At 71.0% G+C, this 14,111-nt stretch carries 13 protein-coding genes; 3 read left to right on the top strand and 10 right to left on the bottom strand.

Features of this window, described 5'->3' with window-relative positions; genetic code table 11:
* Positions 1 to 241: 241 nt before the first annotated feature.
* The 8 genes from HUT12_RS15415 to HUT12_RS15380 all read right to left on the bottom strand — a co-directional run bounded on the left by HUT12_RS15415 (position 242) and on the right by HUT12_RS15380 (position 7,552).
* On the bottom strand, positions 242 to 688 hold the full coding sequence (locus tag HUT12_RS15415; RefSeq protein ID WP_131052169.1) for an Rrf2 family transcriptional regulator: 447 nt from the start codon (positions 686 to 688) through the stop codon (positions 242 to 244).
* A 90-nt stretch (positions 689 to 778) separates the two neighbouring features.
* The gene (locus HUT12_RS15410; RefSeq protein ID WP_131052160.1) at positions 779 to 1,813 is read right to left on the bottom strand and encodes an ABC transporter ATP-binding protein; all 1,035 of its coding nucleotides are present in this window, start codon (positions 1,811 to 1,813) and stop codon (positions 779 to 781) included.
* Positions 1,810 to 2,799, bottom strand: coding sequence for an ABC transporter ATP-binding protein (locus tag HUT12_RS15405; protein WP_131052159.1), 990 nt, complete (start codon positions 2,797 to 2,799; stop codon positions 1,810 to 1,812). The genes HUT12_RS15410 and HUT12_RS15405 overlap by 4 nt, the downstream gene beginning before the upstream one ends.
* On the bottom strand, positions 2,796 to 3,728 hold the full coding sequence (locus HUT12_RS15400) for an ABC transporter permease (RefSeq protein WP_254876831.1): 933 nt from the start codon (positions 3,726 to 3,728) through the stop codon (positions 2,796 to 2,798). Before HUT12_RS15400 ends, HUT12_RS15405 begins: the two co-directional genes overlap by 4 nt.
* Positions 3,725 to 4,669: an ABC transporter permease gene (locus HUT12_RS15395; RefSeq protein ID WP_131052158.1), complete on the bottom strand. Its 945-nt coding sequence runs from the start codon at positions 4,667 to 4,669 to the stop codon at positions 3,725 to 3,727. The genes HUT12_RS15400 and HUT12_RS15395 overlap by 4 nt, the downstream gene beginning before the upstream one ends.
* Positions 4,670 to 4,687: 18 nt before the next feature.
* On the bottom strand, positions 4,688 to 6,223 hold the full coding sequence (locus tag HUT12_RS15390) for an ABC transporter substrate-binding protein (RefSeq protein WP_176093818.1): 1,536 nt from the start codon (positions 6,221 to 6,223) through the stop codon (positions 4,688 to 4,690).
* Between the two features lie 180 nt (positions 6,224 to 6,403).
* Positions 6,404 to 6,865, bottom strand: a complete 462-nt coding sequence (locus tag HUT12_RS15385; protein ID WP_131052156.1) for a hypothetical protein — start codon at positions 6,863 to 6,865, stop codon at positions 6,404 to 6,406.
* Between the two features lie 48 nt (positions 6,866 to 6,913).
* A complete protein-coding gene (locus HUT12_RS15380; RefSeq protein ID WP_236145633.1) occupies positions 6,914 to 7,552 on the bottom strand; it encodes a M23 family metallopeptidase in 639 nt (212 codons plus the stop codon).
* A gap of 100 nt (positions 7,553 to 7,652) precedes the next feature.
* Between HUT12_RS15380 and HUT12_RS15375 the strand changes: the two genes are divergently transcribed.
* Positions 7,653 to 8,228, top strand: coding sequence for a DUF5872 domain-containing protein (locus HUT12_RS15375; RefSeq protein ID WP_176093817.1), 576 nt, complete (start codon positions 7,653 to 7,655; stop codon positions 8,226 to 8,228).
* Positions 8,229 to 8,727: 499 nt separating this feature from the next.
* Here HUT12_RS15375 and HUT12_RS15370 read toward each other — a convergent pair whose 3' ends face one another.
* Positions 8,728 to 10,620, bottom strand: a complete 1,893-nt coding sequence (locus HUT12_RS15370) for a glycoside hydrolase family 5 protein (RefSeq protein WP_176093816.1) — start codon at positions 10,618 to 10,620, stop codon at positions 8,728 to 8,730.
* Between the two features lie 121 nt (positions 10,621 to 10,741).
* The gene (locus HUT12_RS15365; protein ID WP_176093815.1) at positions 10,742 to 11,602 is read right to left on the bottom strand and encodes an aldo/keto reductase; all 861 of its coding nucleotides are present in this window, start codon (positions 11,600 to 11,602) and stop codon (positions 10,742 to 10,744) included.
* 135 nt (positions 11,603 to 11,737) lie between these two features.
* Between HUT12_RS15365 and HUT12_RS15360 the strand changes: the two genes are divergently transcribed.
* Both HUT12_RS15360 and HUT12_RS15355 read left to right on the top strand, forming a co-directional pair.
* On the top strand, positions 11,738 to 12,631 hold the full coding sequence (locus HUT12_RS15360) for a LysR family transcriptional regulator (protein WP_176093814.1): 894 nt from the start codon (positions 11,738 to 11,740) through the stop codon (positions 12,629 to 12,631).
* Positions 12,632 to 12,928: 297 nt separating this feature from the next.
* Positions 12,929 to 14,092, top strand: coding sequence for an ROK family protein (locus HUT12_RS15355; RefSeq protein ID WP_176093813.1), 1,164 nt, complete (start codon positions 12,929 to 12,931; stop codon positions 14,090 to 14,092).
* Positions 14,093 to 14,111: the final 19 nt, after the last annotated feature.

Raw genomic sequence — 14,111 nt, 5'->3', positions numbered from 1 at the left:
GATTAGATAGGGAATATGCCCGTTTTGGGCTGTCGTGTACCGAAACAGTGGTGGGGGCGGTCGCGAACCGGGCGCCGATGCCCGGCCGGCACGGCGACGATCCCCCCGTCGCGCCCGACTCCACATCGGACGCGGCAGGTCTGATCGTCCGCGCCGACCGCGCACCGAATATCCCACTAACTCGACAGGTTTTCAAGCCTTGCCCAGAGGGGCTGTCCGACCGGCTCGACGCACCGATCCGTCACGCCACCCGGGGCGGCCGATCAACGACGTCGCGCGCCAGCCCGACCGCCGGCGCGAGCAGGTCGGCCAGCGTGGTGTGGTCGACCACGTCCTCGATCGCCCGATGCACCGACAACCACACCTCCCCCAGCCCGGCGGCCACGCCGTGATAGGTGGCGACGTCGGCGGGCGCGCCACGGACCGTCGTCAACGCCCCGCCGGTGGCGCGCAGCACGTCACCCACGGTGATCCCCTCCGGCGCGCGGGTCAACGCGTACCCGCCGTCCGCGCCGCGCAGACTGTGCAGCAGGCCGGCCCGGCGCAGGTCCAGCAGGATGCCCTGGAGGAACGAGTACGGGATGTCCTGATTCGCGGCCAGCACCGCCGCCTTCACCACCGCCGGGTGGCGCTCGGCCACCGCCAGCATCGCCCGTACGGCGTAGTCCGATCGCGCTGAGACGTACACGTCACCCCACCAGCGCCCTACATAATCCATCAAACATATAGGAATGGTGGACAGTTAGGGGCGGCGCGTCAAGGTGTCGGGCCCGACGGGCTACTCGCCGCGCATCGCGCGTACCGCCTCCCCGGCGAAGAGACAGGCGGCCCGGTGCCCCGGGACGACCTCGACCGGCGGCGGATCGGTCCGGGCGCAGTCCGACCTGGCCTGCGGGCACCGGGTCCGGAAGCGGCAACCCGTCGGCGGGTCCACCGGGCTGGGGATGTCGCCGCTGAGGATGATCCGCCGACGGGCCCGCTCGACCTGCGGATCCGCCACCGGGATCGCCGACAGCAGCGCCGCAGTGTACGGATGGGCGGGCTGCTGCCAGATCCGGGCCGGCGTACCGGACTCCACGATCCGCCCCAGGTACATCACCGCCATCCGGTCGCTCATGTGCTCCACGGCGGCCAGGTCGTGCGCGATGAACAGATAGGTCAACCCCAGATCCCGTTGCAGCCCCCGCAGCAGGTTCATGATCTGCGCCTGCACGCTGAGGTCGAGCGAGGCGATCGGCTCGTCCAACACGATCAGGTCGGGCTCGCCGGCCAGGGCGCGGGCGATGCCGACCCGCTGCCGCTGACCGCCGGAGAGCTCGTGCGGATGCCGGTCGGCGAGGTCCCGACGCAACCCGACCATGTCGAGCAGTTCCGCCACCCGCTGCCGCCGCGCGGCACCCCGATCGGTGAGCCGATGCACCACCAGCGGTTCGGCGATGCTCGCGCCCACCGTACGACGAGGATCGAGAGACGCCTGCGGATCCTGGAAGACCATGGCCACCCGGCGACGCAGCGCCCGCAACCGCCGCCGCGACCAGTGGGTCACGTCCTGCCCGGCCACCCGCACCGTGCCCGAGGTCGGGTCGACCAACCGCAGCAACGCCAACCCGGTGGTCGACTTGCCGCTGCCCGACTCGCCCACCAGCCCCAACGTCTCGCCTCGGCGTACCCGCAGCGACACCCCGTCCACCGCGCGGACCACACCCGCCGGGGTGGGGAACCACACCGTCAGGTCGTCGAGGGCGGCGACCACGTCGGCCGGCTCGCCGGGCCGGTCGCCGGTCAGGTGCGGCTCGGTCCGCTCGGCGGTCATCGGGCCTCCCCGTCGTGCCGGTGCGGATAGAACGTACGGACGTCGTGCCCCGCCGACACCGGCACCAACGGCGGCGGCTCGTGCTCGCAGCGGGCCTCACCCCGCACCGGACAGCGGGGCCAGAAGGCACACCCGGGCGGCAGGTCCAGCGGACTCGGCGGGGCACCCCGGATGGTGACCAGTTCGCCGCCGCCCGCCGCCGGGTCCGGCCGCGCCGCCAGCAGGGCGCTGGTGTACGGGTGCGCCGGCCGGCCGAAGACCGCCTCGACCGGCCCCTGCTCCACGATGCGACCGGCGTACATGACCGCCACCCTGTCCGCGATGCCGGCGACCACGCCCAGGTCATGGGTGATCCAGACGACCGCCGTACCGAGTCGTCGCCGCAGGTCCGCCACCAGCTCGACGATCTGCGCCTGCGTGGTGACGTCCAACGCGGTGGTCGGCTCGTCGGCGATCAGCAGGTCCGGCTCGCAGGACAACGCCATCGCGATCACCACCCGCTGCCGCATACCGCCGGAGAACTGGTGCGGGTACGCGTCCACCCGCCGCGCCGCCGACGGGATCCCGACCAGGTCGAGCAGCTCGACGGCGCGCGTGCGGGCGGCCCGCCGACTCAGGCCGAGATGCTCCTCGCTCGCCTCGGCGACCTGCCGACCCACCGTCAACACCGGGTTGAGCGACGTCATCGGATCCTGGAACACGAAGCCCACGTGCCGCCCACGCAACCGACGGCGCTCCGACTCCCGCAGCCCGGTGAGTTCCGTACCCAGCAGGTGCACGCGCCCGGTCACCCGGGCAGAGCGCGGCGCGAGCCCGGTCGCGGCCAACACGCTCATGCTCTTGCCGGAACCCGACTCACCGACCAGGGCCAGGGTCTCCCCCGCCCGGACCGACCAGTCCACCCCGACGACCGCCCGCGCGGGCCCCCGCCGGGTCCCGATCGTCACGGCGAGATCCTCGATCCGCAGCACCATCCGCTCGCTCATGTCACCTTCCTTCGGGCTTCGGCGACGGTGAGCTGGCGGGGGTCGAGCACGTCCCGCAGCGCGTCGCCGACCAGGTTGAACGCCAGGACGGTGAGGAAGATGGCGGCACCGGGGAAGACACCGAGCCACCACGCGTCGGTGACGAACTCCCGGCCGTCGTCGAGCATCCGCCCCCAGGCCGGTTCCGGCGGCTGCACGCCGAGACCGAGGAAGGAGAGCGCCGCCTCGGAGAGGATCGCGAACGCCAGCGACAGCGAGGTCTGCACGATCAACGGCGCCGCGATGTTGGGCAGCACGTGCTGACCCATGATGCGCAGGTCCGACGCCCCGATGGAGACCGCCGCCCGGACGAAGACCTGCTCGCGCACCGAAAGCACCCCGGCTCTGGTGACCCGGGCGAAGATCGGCGTGTAGACCACCCCGATCGCGATCATCGCGGTGAGCAGGCCGGGGCCGAGCACGGCCACGATCGCCACCGCGAGCAGCAGCACCGGGAACGCGAACACCACGTCCATGCACCGCATCAGGACGTTGTCCAGCCAGCCGCCGTAGTAGCCGGCGAGCAGCCCGAGGGTCACCCCGACCGCCAGGGCGATGCCGACGCTGACCAGCCCCACCTGGAGCGACACCCGGGCCGCGACCATCACCCGGCTGAGCACGTCCCGGCCCAACTCGTCGGTGCCGAACGGATGCGACCAACTCGGCGCCTGGAGCATCCGGTCGGTGTCCACGTCGTTGATGCCCGACGGTGCCAGCCAGGGACCGGCCACCCCCACCACGACCAGCACCACGAGCACCGCGCTGCCGCTCAGGGCCAGCGGATCACGCCCCAGCGCCGACAACGCGCGGCGTACCTGCCCGTCGCCGCCGGATCCCCGCGAACGGACGCCGGCCCAGGGCGGGACGAGGCGTCCGAACCGCCCGCTCATCGGACCCTGATCCTCGGGTCGAGGCGGGCGTAGAGGACGTCCACCAGCAGGTTCACCAACAGGAACAGGGCCGCGACCAGCAGCACCGCGCCCTGCAACACCGGGTAGTCACGGGCCCGGACCGCGTCGAAGGTGAGCCGGCCGATGCCGGGCCAGGCGAACAGCACCTCGATCACGATCACCCCGCCGAGCAGACTGGCCAGTTGCACCGCCACCACGGTCACCACCGGGATGAGCGCGTTGCGCAGGACGTGCCGCAGCACCACCACCCGGGCCCGCAGCCCCTTCGCCTCGGCGGTGCGGACGTAGTCCTCGGAGAGCACCTCCAGCATCGACGAGCGGATGAAGCGGGTCAGGATCGAGGCGGTGACCAGGCCGATCGTGGCGGCCGGCAGGACCACGTGCGAGGCCCACCGCGCCGGGTCCTCGGTCAGCGCCACGTACCCCGACGGTGGGAACCATCCCAGCACCCCGGCGAAGAGCAGGATGCCCATGATGCCCATCCAGAAGTCCGGCACCGAGACACCGAACTGGCTGAACACGCGGACCGCGTGGTCGACCAGCGAGCCGCTGCGGATGGCCGAGACGATCCCGAGCGGGAACGCCACGAGCACCGCGAACAGCACCGCGGTGAGCGCCAGCGACAGTGTCGCCGGCAGCCGTTCCAGCAGGATCGCGGTGACCGGCCGGCCACTGCGGAAACTGACGCCGAGGTCGCCGGTCAGCGCCCGGAAGAGGTAGTCGAAGTACTGCGGGACCAGCGGCTGGTCCAGCCCGGAACGGGCCCGCAGCGCGTCGTACGTCTCCTGGTCGAAACGGGTGCCGAGCGCGACGCGTACCGGGTCACCCGGCACCAGTTGGATCAGCAGGAACACCACGAGGGTCACGCCGATCAGCACGACGCCGGACTGCACCAGCCGGCGGATCACGAAGCGGGCCACCTGCGGTCCCCGCCCCGGTCACTTCGCCAGCGCCGCGTCGCGGAACCGGATCGCCCGGTCGGTGCGTACCTCGTAGCCGGTCAGACCGCTGGACCAGCCCTGTGCCACATCCGGGTTGTAGAGGTAGATGTAGCTGGCGTCGTCGACGATCTGCTTGGCCACCTGCTCGTACCGCTGCTTGCGGGCGCCCTGGTCGGTCTCGGTGCGGGCCTGGTCGAGAAGCCGGTCCACGGTGGGGTTGGCGTACTTGTGGAAGTTGAAGGTGCCGCCACTGTGGTGCTGGGCGTAGTAGAACTCGTCCGGGTCGATGTTGCCCAGCCAGCCGAGCATGAACGCGTCGAAGTTGCCGTTGCCCTGTTCGTCGAGCCACTGCGCGAAGTCCAGCGTACGGATCTTGACGGTGACGCCGACTCCCGCCAACTGGGAGGCGATCACCTGTGCGGCGGTGACGGTCTCCGGGTACTCGGTGGTGACCATCAGGTCCAGGGTCAACCCGCTGACACCGGCCTGGTCGAGCAGTTGCCGGGCCTGGTTCACATCGTGCGTGTACGGCGCGTACTCGTAGTGGTAGGCACTGTTCTGCGGGATGGCGGTCTGGTTGACCGTGGCCAGCCCGAACTTGGCGGCCTTGGTGATCGCCTCCCGGTCCAGGGCGAAGGCGATCGCCCGGCGCACGGCGACGTTGTCGAACGGCTTACGGGCCTGGTTGAGGGCGAGGTACCAGTAGTCGGTGGACGGCACCGAGCGCACCGTCAGGTCGTCGGCGTCGAGCAGCGCGGGCACCTGCTGCGGCGGCAGGTTGTCGGTCCAGTGGACCTCGCCGCCACGCAGGTTCTGCAGGGCCACGGTGGGGTCGCTGACGAAGGTGAAGTTCACCCCGTCCACCTTGGGCTTCTCGCCCCAGTAGTTGTCGTTGCGGACCAGCCGGATGCTGTCGCCACTGGTGTAGGAGCCGATCGCGAAGGGACCGCTGCCGACCGGCTTGGTGGTCACCTCACCGGACTCGATGTTGGCCTTCTGCACGATCGCCACACCCTTGAAGCCGCCCAGGTTGGCGAGCAGGTTCGGGGTGGGCGCGGTCAGCGCGATGACCACCGTGGCGGGATCGGGCGCGGTCACCGACGTCACGGTGGAGAATTTGTACGCGGTGTTCAGCTTCTCGTCGATGATCCGGGTGTACGAGTAGACGACGTCCTCGGCGGTCAGTGGCGACCCGTCGGAGAACGTGACTCCCTCGCGGAGCGTGAACGTCCAGGTGAGCTGGTCGTCGCTGGTGGTCCACTCAGTGGCCAGCGCGGGTTGCATCTCCAGGTTCGCGTCCGGCTCGACCAGGGTGTCGTAGACGTTCTCCAGGACCTGGAAGCTGTAGTAGGCGGAGGTCTTGTGCGGGTCGAGCTGGTCGGGTTCGCCACCGATGGCGGCGTTGAGGACACCGCCCGCGCTCGCCCCGTCGGCCCCGTCGACGTCGACCCCCTCGCCCGTGGTGCAGCCCGCGACTGCGACGAGCATCAGGGTGAAGGTGGCGCCGGCCAACCGGAATCTGGTGCTGGACATGGTCCTCCCCTGGATTCTTTCCCGGCTACTACTGAAAGATTTTGGCGAGTCTGGCCTGCTCTCCGGCGATTGTCAACATAAATCGGGGTATATCTGGCAGGACGTGGTTCCGCCGGCTCCCTCCTGGACCTCACGCTAACCGCAAACGGCCGTGACGGCAGGACGCGTACGGCGGCAGGATCAGAGGCAGGACCAGCAGTAGAGGTGTTCGTCGGCGTCCCGGGCCCGTCGGGCGAGCGCGCTGACCTCCTCGATCACCGGCTGCATCTGGTCGTCGGGAAGCGGCCCGTCCCAGGCGAGTTCCTCGCTGCGTCCCCATCGCGCGGACAACTCGGGCGTCTGGTCGGCGGTGATCGACGCCAGCGTATCCCGGGTCGCGTCGTCGAGCGCGGTCAACCAGGGGCCGTCCTCGGCCCCGCTCCACACCAGCCGGTCCTTCACCGGGTCGTCGGCGTCCGCCTCATTGCGCACGAGAGCCACCAACTCGCCCAGCGTCACCGACGGGTCGATGCCCTTGCAGTCGATCGCGTCGACACCGGGCCGCCCGTCGGCGAGAGCCACCGGCCCGCCGTCGATCTCCGCCATCAGCCGCACCGCCGCGGCGTCGTCGGCCGCGCGAAAGTAGTCGTACAGAACACCCATGCCGGTATCCCAGCAGAGGGGTCCGACACTGTCGTCCTCGCCGCTGACTCAGGGCTGCCCGTCGGGGCAGTTGTTGCTGGTCAGCTTCATCGTGAACTCGGCGTCGTCGCTGGTGATGCCGGACGGCACGCCGTCGAACCAGGTCTCCACCTTCTGCCAGCCCACCCGCTGCTCGTAGTGCAGGTGCGGAGCGCCCGAGTTGCCGGTGCTGCCGATCCGCCCGATCTGCTCACCCTGCGCGACCCGCTGCCCCTCCTCCACCAGCGGCGGTTCGAGCAGGTGCAGATACTGCGTCTCCCACCGACCGCCGTGGTCGATCTTCACCCAGTAGCCGCCGCCCCGGCCCCGGGGGCCCTCCGGATTCTCCGGTGTACGCCCACCCAGCGACCCGTTGATGCCGGACACCGTGACGGTGCCCGCGTACGAGGCGAGCACCGGCTGCCCCCACTGCTCGCCCTGGAGCGGGAAGAAGTCGACGTCGTACTCGCCGTGGCCGGGGTAGGTGCCCACCTGCCACGTCTCGCCGCAGCCCACCGGCATCTGGAACAGCGGGCGCGGTCCCGGCGGCAGCAGTTGCGGCACCACCACGTAGGCGGCCGCGCCCAGGGCCGCGACGGCACCGAGCGCGAGCAGGAGTCGCCAGGGACGGCGGGTACGACGATGGGTGCGGGGATGGCCGGTCGTCACCCTGCCAAGCATGGCAGAGGCCGGCGAGTGGCTTCGCCGCCGCCGAGGCCCGACCCCGACGGCCACGTTCACCAGGGCCGCGTTCGGGTAACGACCCGGCATGGCGCGGTACACGAAACCGGAACTCCGGGAGCAGATCAAGGCCGAGATCATGGCCTCCGACCGGGGCGGCCGGCCCGGTCAGTGGTCGGCCCGTAAGTCGCAACTGCTCACCAAGGAGTACGAGCGGCGCGGCGGCGGCTTCCTGGGGCCGAAGGACTCACGGCAACGGTCGTTGGAGCGCTGGGGTGCGGAGAAGTGGCAGACCAGCACCGGCTCCACCCGGGCCCGCAAGGGTGACGAAACGGCGCGATACCTGCCGAAGAAGGCGTGGGAAAAGCTCTCGGACGAGCAGAAGCGCGACACCGAGACCAAGAAGCGGCAGGCGTCACGGACCGGTCGGCAGTTCGTCGCCAACACGGGACCGGCCAAACGCGCCCGCAAGGAGGCGACCTCGCCCCGAGGCCGGTCCGCCACCTCGGCCGAGCGGCTCACCGAACTGACGGTTCCCGAGGCCAGTCGACTCGTACCCGGGCTGGACAAGAACCAGCTCCGGGCGGCGCTGCGACGCGAACGCGGCGGCAAGGCCCGCAAGACGCTCCTGCAACGCCTCCAGTCGGAACTGGACCGCCGCTGACTCGCGCTGGTACCTCCGGCGCGCATTCGTGCAAGGAAGGGTCCCCTGCTAGCGCCTGGTGCATAGCAGGGGACCCTTCCTAACATCTCCTCGCCGGCGTAGGGCGGCGTGGGCGCGCGAGGCGGGGCGAGCCCGCGAAGGTGGGTAGATTTGTTGCTGCTGGAGCGACAACAGATCTACCCACCCGCCACATCAGGCGCTTCATCCGACAGACCGGCAAGACGGATGGAAGCGTCAACGGCGATCGCGAAGCCAGCCATCTCAGGTGTGGGCTCTTTCGAGCTGAGCGGCGTGGACGGATCGTCAGCAGCCGCCGTCGGCCGACTGGCAGGAGTTCACCGGCAGGTGCGCTACGGCGCGACCCGATCAACGCTGAGGTACGTGACCGGCCCGCATCTCGGGACATTCTCGCCGACACGATCCGCCATCCCGACGCGCCCGCGACGGTCGTCTCGCTGGCCGTCACCCTCGGGGTGACCTGAGCCGCACTCTGCCCGGGTCAGCTACGGCACAGCAGGGCGTCGGGTTCCTTGCCGGGTGACCAGATCCAGGCGCGGTAGGCCACGCCGACGAGGTGTTCACCGACGGCGCACTGTCCCTTGTGGTGGCCGTTGGCGAAGTCGCCGCCGGGATTGCCGGGCGGGCGGTTGTCGCCACGGTCGAACCAGACCGTCCGGCGGGTGCCACCGACGGTGGTGCCCGCGTCGCGGCAGAGCACGGACGACAGGTTGGCGCCACGGACGGCATACCCGACGACGGTCTTGTGCGGCGGGCATTGCAGCTTGGTGAAGCCGGAGGCCCAGTCGACGTCGACGTGCGACTCGTCGCGGACCACCACGTGGCCGCCGGTGTCCGGGGCGTCGGTGCACAGGCCCCGGTTACCGGTGCGGCTCAGGCCGATGAGCCGCTGGTCGTCGGGGCAGACCGCCTTGCGGGCGCCGGAGTCCCAGTCCGGGGCGGCACGCATCCGCACTGATTGGTTCAGGTCGGTGTGGTCGAGGGTCAGCATCGACCACTCCCGTACCGGGGTGACCGGACCGGTCCGGCCACCGGTGACCAGGCGACGCCACGCGTCGGCCCGCCAGTCGTCGCCGTCGTAGAGGCCCATCCGGTGACCGGCGGCGTCCCAGTGCAGCAGCGCCCAACCGTTGCCCCGCCGGTTGTCGTGCCAGCCGACCAGGGGCCAGTACGCGAAGTCGGCGTCGGTGGCGATCAGGTGGTCGACGAAGTGGTGGAACCAGTCCCGGGATCGCTGGTTGGTATTGTCCCGGCCGCCGACGCCGAACTCGCTGATCCAGACCGGTGCGGTGAAGTGCCGGTCGGCGTCGAGCGCCACGTACGTCGCCTGCCGCCGTACGGTCTCCACGAGCTGGTCGCGGGTGAGGTCCTGGTAGCGGGGGTCGCTGGTCTCGCCGATGCCGGTGGCACCGCTGTGGTTCGGGCCGGTGTAGCCGTAGAAGTGCGCCGAGTAGACCAGTTTGTGGGAGCGCACCAGGGTGTGCGAGAGCCGGCCGACCGGTTCGAGGGTGGGGCGCCCGTGCGGGAATCCGTCCACCGGCAGGCCGTACCAGTTGATGCCCTCGATGATGATCAGCAGGTGGGGGTTGGCCTCGGTGAGGATCCGGTCACCGACCCGCTGGGCGGCGGCGTGCCAGTCGTGCCGGTCGCCGAGTCCCCAGTTCGGGTCGTCGAGGACGGTGCAGCGTACCTCGTTGTAGAGGTCGGCGCCGACGACCCGGGGGTTGCCGGCGTACCGGCGGGCCATCAGGAGCCAGTCCTGTTCCCACTGGGCGGTGCTCTGGCTGGCGTTCCAGCGTTCGTTGCCGTCGACGCCACAGCACCAGCGCGAGGTGTTGGTGTGGTTGTTGAGGATGACCGCGAATCCCTCGGCGGTCAGCGTCCGGACCGTCTCGTCGTACACCTGGATCGGGGTCCGGCCGCGCAGGTGCGGGTTGGCGCGGACGGCGGCGTCCGGCACCGGGCGGGTGTCGCGGATCATCTCGTTGGAGAACGGCAGGCGGATGCTGTTGAGGCCGAGTTCGTGGAAGCCGGCGACGATCTCGGCCATCGGGGCGCGGTCCAGGCCGATCGGGATCTGGTCGGCCATCTCCCCGGCGTGGTGGGTGGCCGGGTCGGCGCGGTCGCCGCTGCCGGTCCAGGTGCCGCTGGCGCCGTGCCAGTTGCCGGACCTGAGCTTGAAGCGGTTGCCGTGGGCGTCGACCACGTACCGGCCCCGGGTGCTCAACGGGCCGGTCCAGGAGGCGGCCAGATCGTCGGCGGCCGTCACGCTGCCGGCAGCCGTCGAAGGACGGGCACTGTCCGGCACGACCGCCAGAGCCAGCCCGGCCAGCAGGCCGGAGACGGCGACGAGGCACGGCATCGACCTGCGCATGGCGACCTCCCGGCACCGGCTGATCACCGTCGATAGTAGACGGTCGATGGCAGTCGCGCACCGGCCGCGAGCCCCGTCCTCCAGACCGGGGTCGGAGGAGGGGCTCGCGGATACCGGTCGGTCAGGCCGCGTCGAGGCGGGCCAACTCCTCGGTCGAGAGTTCCAGGTCGGCCGCGCCGACCGAGTCCCGGATCGTCTCCGGGCGCGACGAACCGGGGATCGGGATCACCGTGGGCGCCTTCGCCAGCATCCAGGCCAGGCAGACCTGTTGCGGACTGACGCCGCGCTCCCGGGCGACCTCGGCGAAGACCGCGAACCGGGAACCCAGTTCGGCGGCGTTGGAGATGCCGCCGAGCGGACTCCAGGGCAGGAACGCGATGCCGAGCTCGGCGCAGAGCGCCAGCTCCGGTTCGCTGGACCGGAAGGCGGGCGAGAACTGGTTCTGCACGCTGACCAGTCGGCCGCCGAGGATCTCGTTGGCCTGCCTGATCTGGTCGGGGTCGGCGTTGGAGATGCCGGCCATCCGGATCTTCCCGGCGTCGAGCAGGTCCCGCAGGGCGCCGATGGAGTCCGCGTACGGGGTGTTCGGGTCGGGGCGGTGGAACTGGTAGAGGCCGATCGCCTCGACCCCGAGCCGCTTGAGCGACGACTCGACGGCGTCCCGGAGGTGCTCGGGCCTGCCGTTCAGCGTCCAGAGGCCGTCGCCGGGGCGTACGTGGCCGCCCTTCGTGGCGATCAGCACGCCGGACGTGTCGCCGCCGTAGCTCGCCACGGCGTTGGCGATCAACGACTCGTTGTGACCGGCGTCGGCGGGGCCCAGGTGATAGGCGTCCGCGGTGTCGATCAGCGTGACCCCGGCGTCCAGCGCGGCATGGATGGTGGCGATCGAACGCTGTTCGTCGGGGCGGCCCTCGATCGACATCGGCATGGCGCCGAGGCCGATCGCGCCGACGGCGACGTCACCGATACGGCGGGTCTGCATACAGGCTCCTCCTCGAAGCAGTGCGGTTGGCGGGCGGGCGGGTGGCCCGCAACGCCCGGATTCCACCTTCTACCCCGATAGCTAAGCTGTCCAACAGAAGAATCTGATTCCGGCAATCGGTGGCGGTGATGAATCGTGGAGTTGCGCCAGCTCGAGTACTTCGTGGCGGTCGCCGAGGAACGGCACTTCACCCGCGCCGCCGAGCGTCTGCACGTGGCGCAGTCCGGCCTCTCCACGTCCATCCGCTCGCTGGAACGTGAGCTGGGTGCCAGCCTCTTCGTCCGCAACACCCGCAGCGTGGAGCTGACCGACGAGGGGCGGGCGCTGCTCACCCAGGCCCGGCACGCCCTGGCCAACGTGGCCGCCGCCAAGGACGCGGTCGCCGCCGTACGCGGACTGCTGCGCGGCACGCTCGCCATCGGCACCCTCCAGTGCCTCGGCGCGGTCGACCTCGCGGCGACGTTGGCCCGGTTTCACGCCGCCCACCCCGGTGTCGAGATCCGGTTGCGTCAGGGCGGCTCACCCGACCTGATCGAACGGGTCCGCACCGGCGACCTCGACCTGGCGTTCGTCTCCGCGCCCGCGAGCGTGGTGCCCGGCGTCGCGTTGGCTCCGTTCCGGGCCGAGCCGCTGGTGCTGGCCTGCGGGCCGACCCATCCGCTGCGCGAACGCACCGCAGTCGACCTGCGGGAGTTGCCGGGCGAGACGTTCGTCGACTTCTCCCCCGGCTGGATCAGCCGCGACGCCGTCGACCAGGCGATGGCCGCCGCCGGGGTGGAGCGGCGCGTCGCGTTCGAGGTCAACGACGTGCACTGGTTGCTCGACCTGGTCGGTCACGGGCTCGGCGTCGCCGTCGTACCCCAGGTCTTCCGGGGCAAGCGGACCGCCGCGCGCTTCGTGCCGCTCACCGACCCGCCGCACTGGCAGCTCGCCGTGGCGACCGCGGGTGGTCGGCATCCCAGCACCGCCGCCACCGCGCTGCTCGGCCTCGACGGCATCCGGGCCGCCACGACGAGTCGGCCGGCCTGACCGACGCCGAGTCGGCGCTGCGGTACGTCCGTGCGCCGACCCGACGCACGGCACCGGAGCGGTCCGTACACACTGGATGGTCATGCCTGACGACACCAGGACGACCGGATGCCGCACGCCGCTTCGTTTGTACGCGGAATAAATAATCTCCGCCTTCTCGATGCGGCAACGCGCGCTTCTTCGCACCCTCACATCGCCCCGCGAATCGGACATCTGACCAGCTCAGAGCGGTGTCGTCGGACGCCCGAGACCAACTCGTTACTTGACGCAATAGTTCGTTCGCCGTAGGAAGGAAGTGTGACTGACGTGGTGACGCCACCAACGAGCCCGGTGAGCCGGGAGCGGTCGAAGGAGATCAAGCGCCTCTCGGTGATCTCCACCGCCCGCCAGGTGCGGCTGCTCTCCCGCGCCGAGCTGACCGAGCTGACCGGGTTGAGCCCCGCCACGCTCACGCCCCTCGTCCGCGAGCTCATCGCCGAGGGCTACCTGATCGAACGCGGCCCGGGCACCTCCCGGGCCGGTCGCCCCCGGGCCATGCTGGAGTTCAACCCGCGCGCCGAACTGGTCGCCGCGGTGTCGTTGGAGCCCACCCGGATCAGCTGCGAGATCGCCGACAGCGACGGCACCGTCATCGCCCACCGGGCGGTCCGACTCGCCGGCGACATCGTCGAGAGCATCTGCCGCTCCGTACCCGAACTGGCCGGCGACGGGCTGCCCGCGCTGCGCGGGGTGGCGATCGCCGCGCCGGGCGTCTCCTCGGGCGGCACGGTCCGGCTCGCCCCCTCGGTGGGGCTGGTCGAGGGCCGGGAGATAGGCGAATCGGTGCAACGCCACCTCGGCGTGCCGGTCGTGGTGGACAACGACGTCAACCTGATGGCAGCCGGTGAGCACGCGGCCGGGGCCGGCATCGACGTGGCCGACCTGCTGCTGCTGCACGTCGCCGACGGCATCGGCGCCGGACTGGTCCTGGACGGGCAGGTCCGTCGGGGCGCCGGTGGCGCGGCCGGCGAGGTGGGCTTCCTGCCGCTGGACCCGAGCGACCGGGGACACGACGGGATCGGCCCGTTCGAGGCCCGGTGGTCGGAGAACGCCGTCGCCGAACGAGTCGTCGCACTGGCTCCCGGGCGGCGGCCGGACGCACCGGTGGCCGCCCTGGTCGAGCTCGCCCGCACCGACGCGCGGGCGGCGGCGTACCTGGACGAGGTCCTGGCCGCCTGGACCCGGTTGATCGTCTCCTGCGTCTGCGTGATCGACCCGGGCCGGGTCCTGCTCAGCGGCGCCGCCACCCAGCTCGACGACGACGCCGTGGCGCGGCTCCAGACGCTCGTCGACGCCTCCGCGCCCGCCACCACCGAGGTACGCCGGGCGGTCCTCGGCGACCGCGCGGTGCTGCATGGCGCGGTCAGTTACGCCCTCGCCGCTGCGGCGGCCGGCACACCCCAACTCCTACCCACCCCTTGATCCCTTCCCTCGGAGGTAC

This window comes from Verrucosispora sp. NA02020 (assembly GCF_013364215.1).
GTDB lineage: Bacteria > Actinomycetota > Actinomycetes > Mycobacteriales > Micromonosporaceae > Micromonospora.
Note: the sequence above shows the minus strand (reverse complement) of the source record. Positions and strands in the feature narration are given on the sequence as shown.

Coding starts and splice junctions, on each gene's coding strand:
- HUT12_RS15410 (WP_131052160.1), bottom strand. CDS start 1,813: ATGACCGCCGAGCGGACCGAGCCGCACCTGACCGGCGACCGGCCCGGC.
- HUT12_RS15405 (WP_131052159.1), bottom strand. CDS start 2,799: ATGAGCGAGCGGATGGTGCTGCGGATCGAGGATCTCGCCGTGACGATC.
- HUT12_RS15400 (WP_254876831.1), bottom strand. CDS start 3,728: ATGAGCGGGCGGTTCGGACGCCTCGTCCCGCCCTGGGCCGGCGTCCGT.
- HUT12_RS15390 (WP_176093818.1), bottom strand. CDS start 6,223: ATGTCCAGCACCAGATTCCGGTTGGCCGGCGCCACCTTCACCCTGATG.
- HUT12_RS15385 (WP_131052156.1), bottom strand. CDS start 6,865: ATGGGTGTTCTGTACGACTACTTTCGCGCGGCCGACGACGCCGCGGCG.
- HUT12_RS15375 (WP_176093817.1), top strand. CDS start 7,653: ATGGCGCGGTACACGAAACCGGAACTCCGGGAGCAGATCAAGGCCGAG.
- HUT12_RS15370 (WP_176093816.1), bottom strand. CDS start 10,620: ATGCGCAGGTCGATGCCGTGCCTCGTCGCCGTCTCCGGCCTGCTGGCC.
- HUT12_RS15365 (WP_176093815.1), bottom strand. CDS start 11,602: ATGCAGACCCGCCGTATCGGTGACGTCGCCGTCGGCGCGATCGGCCTC.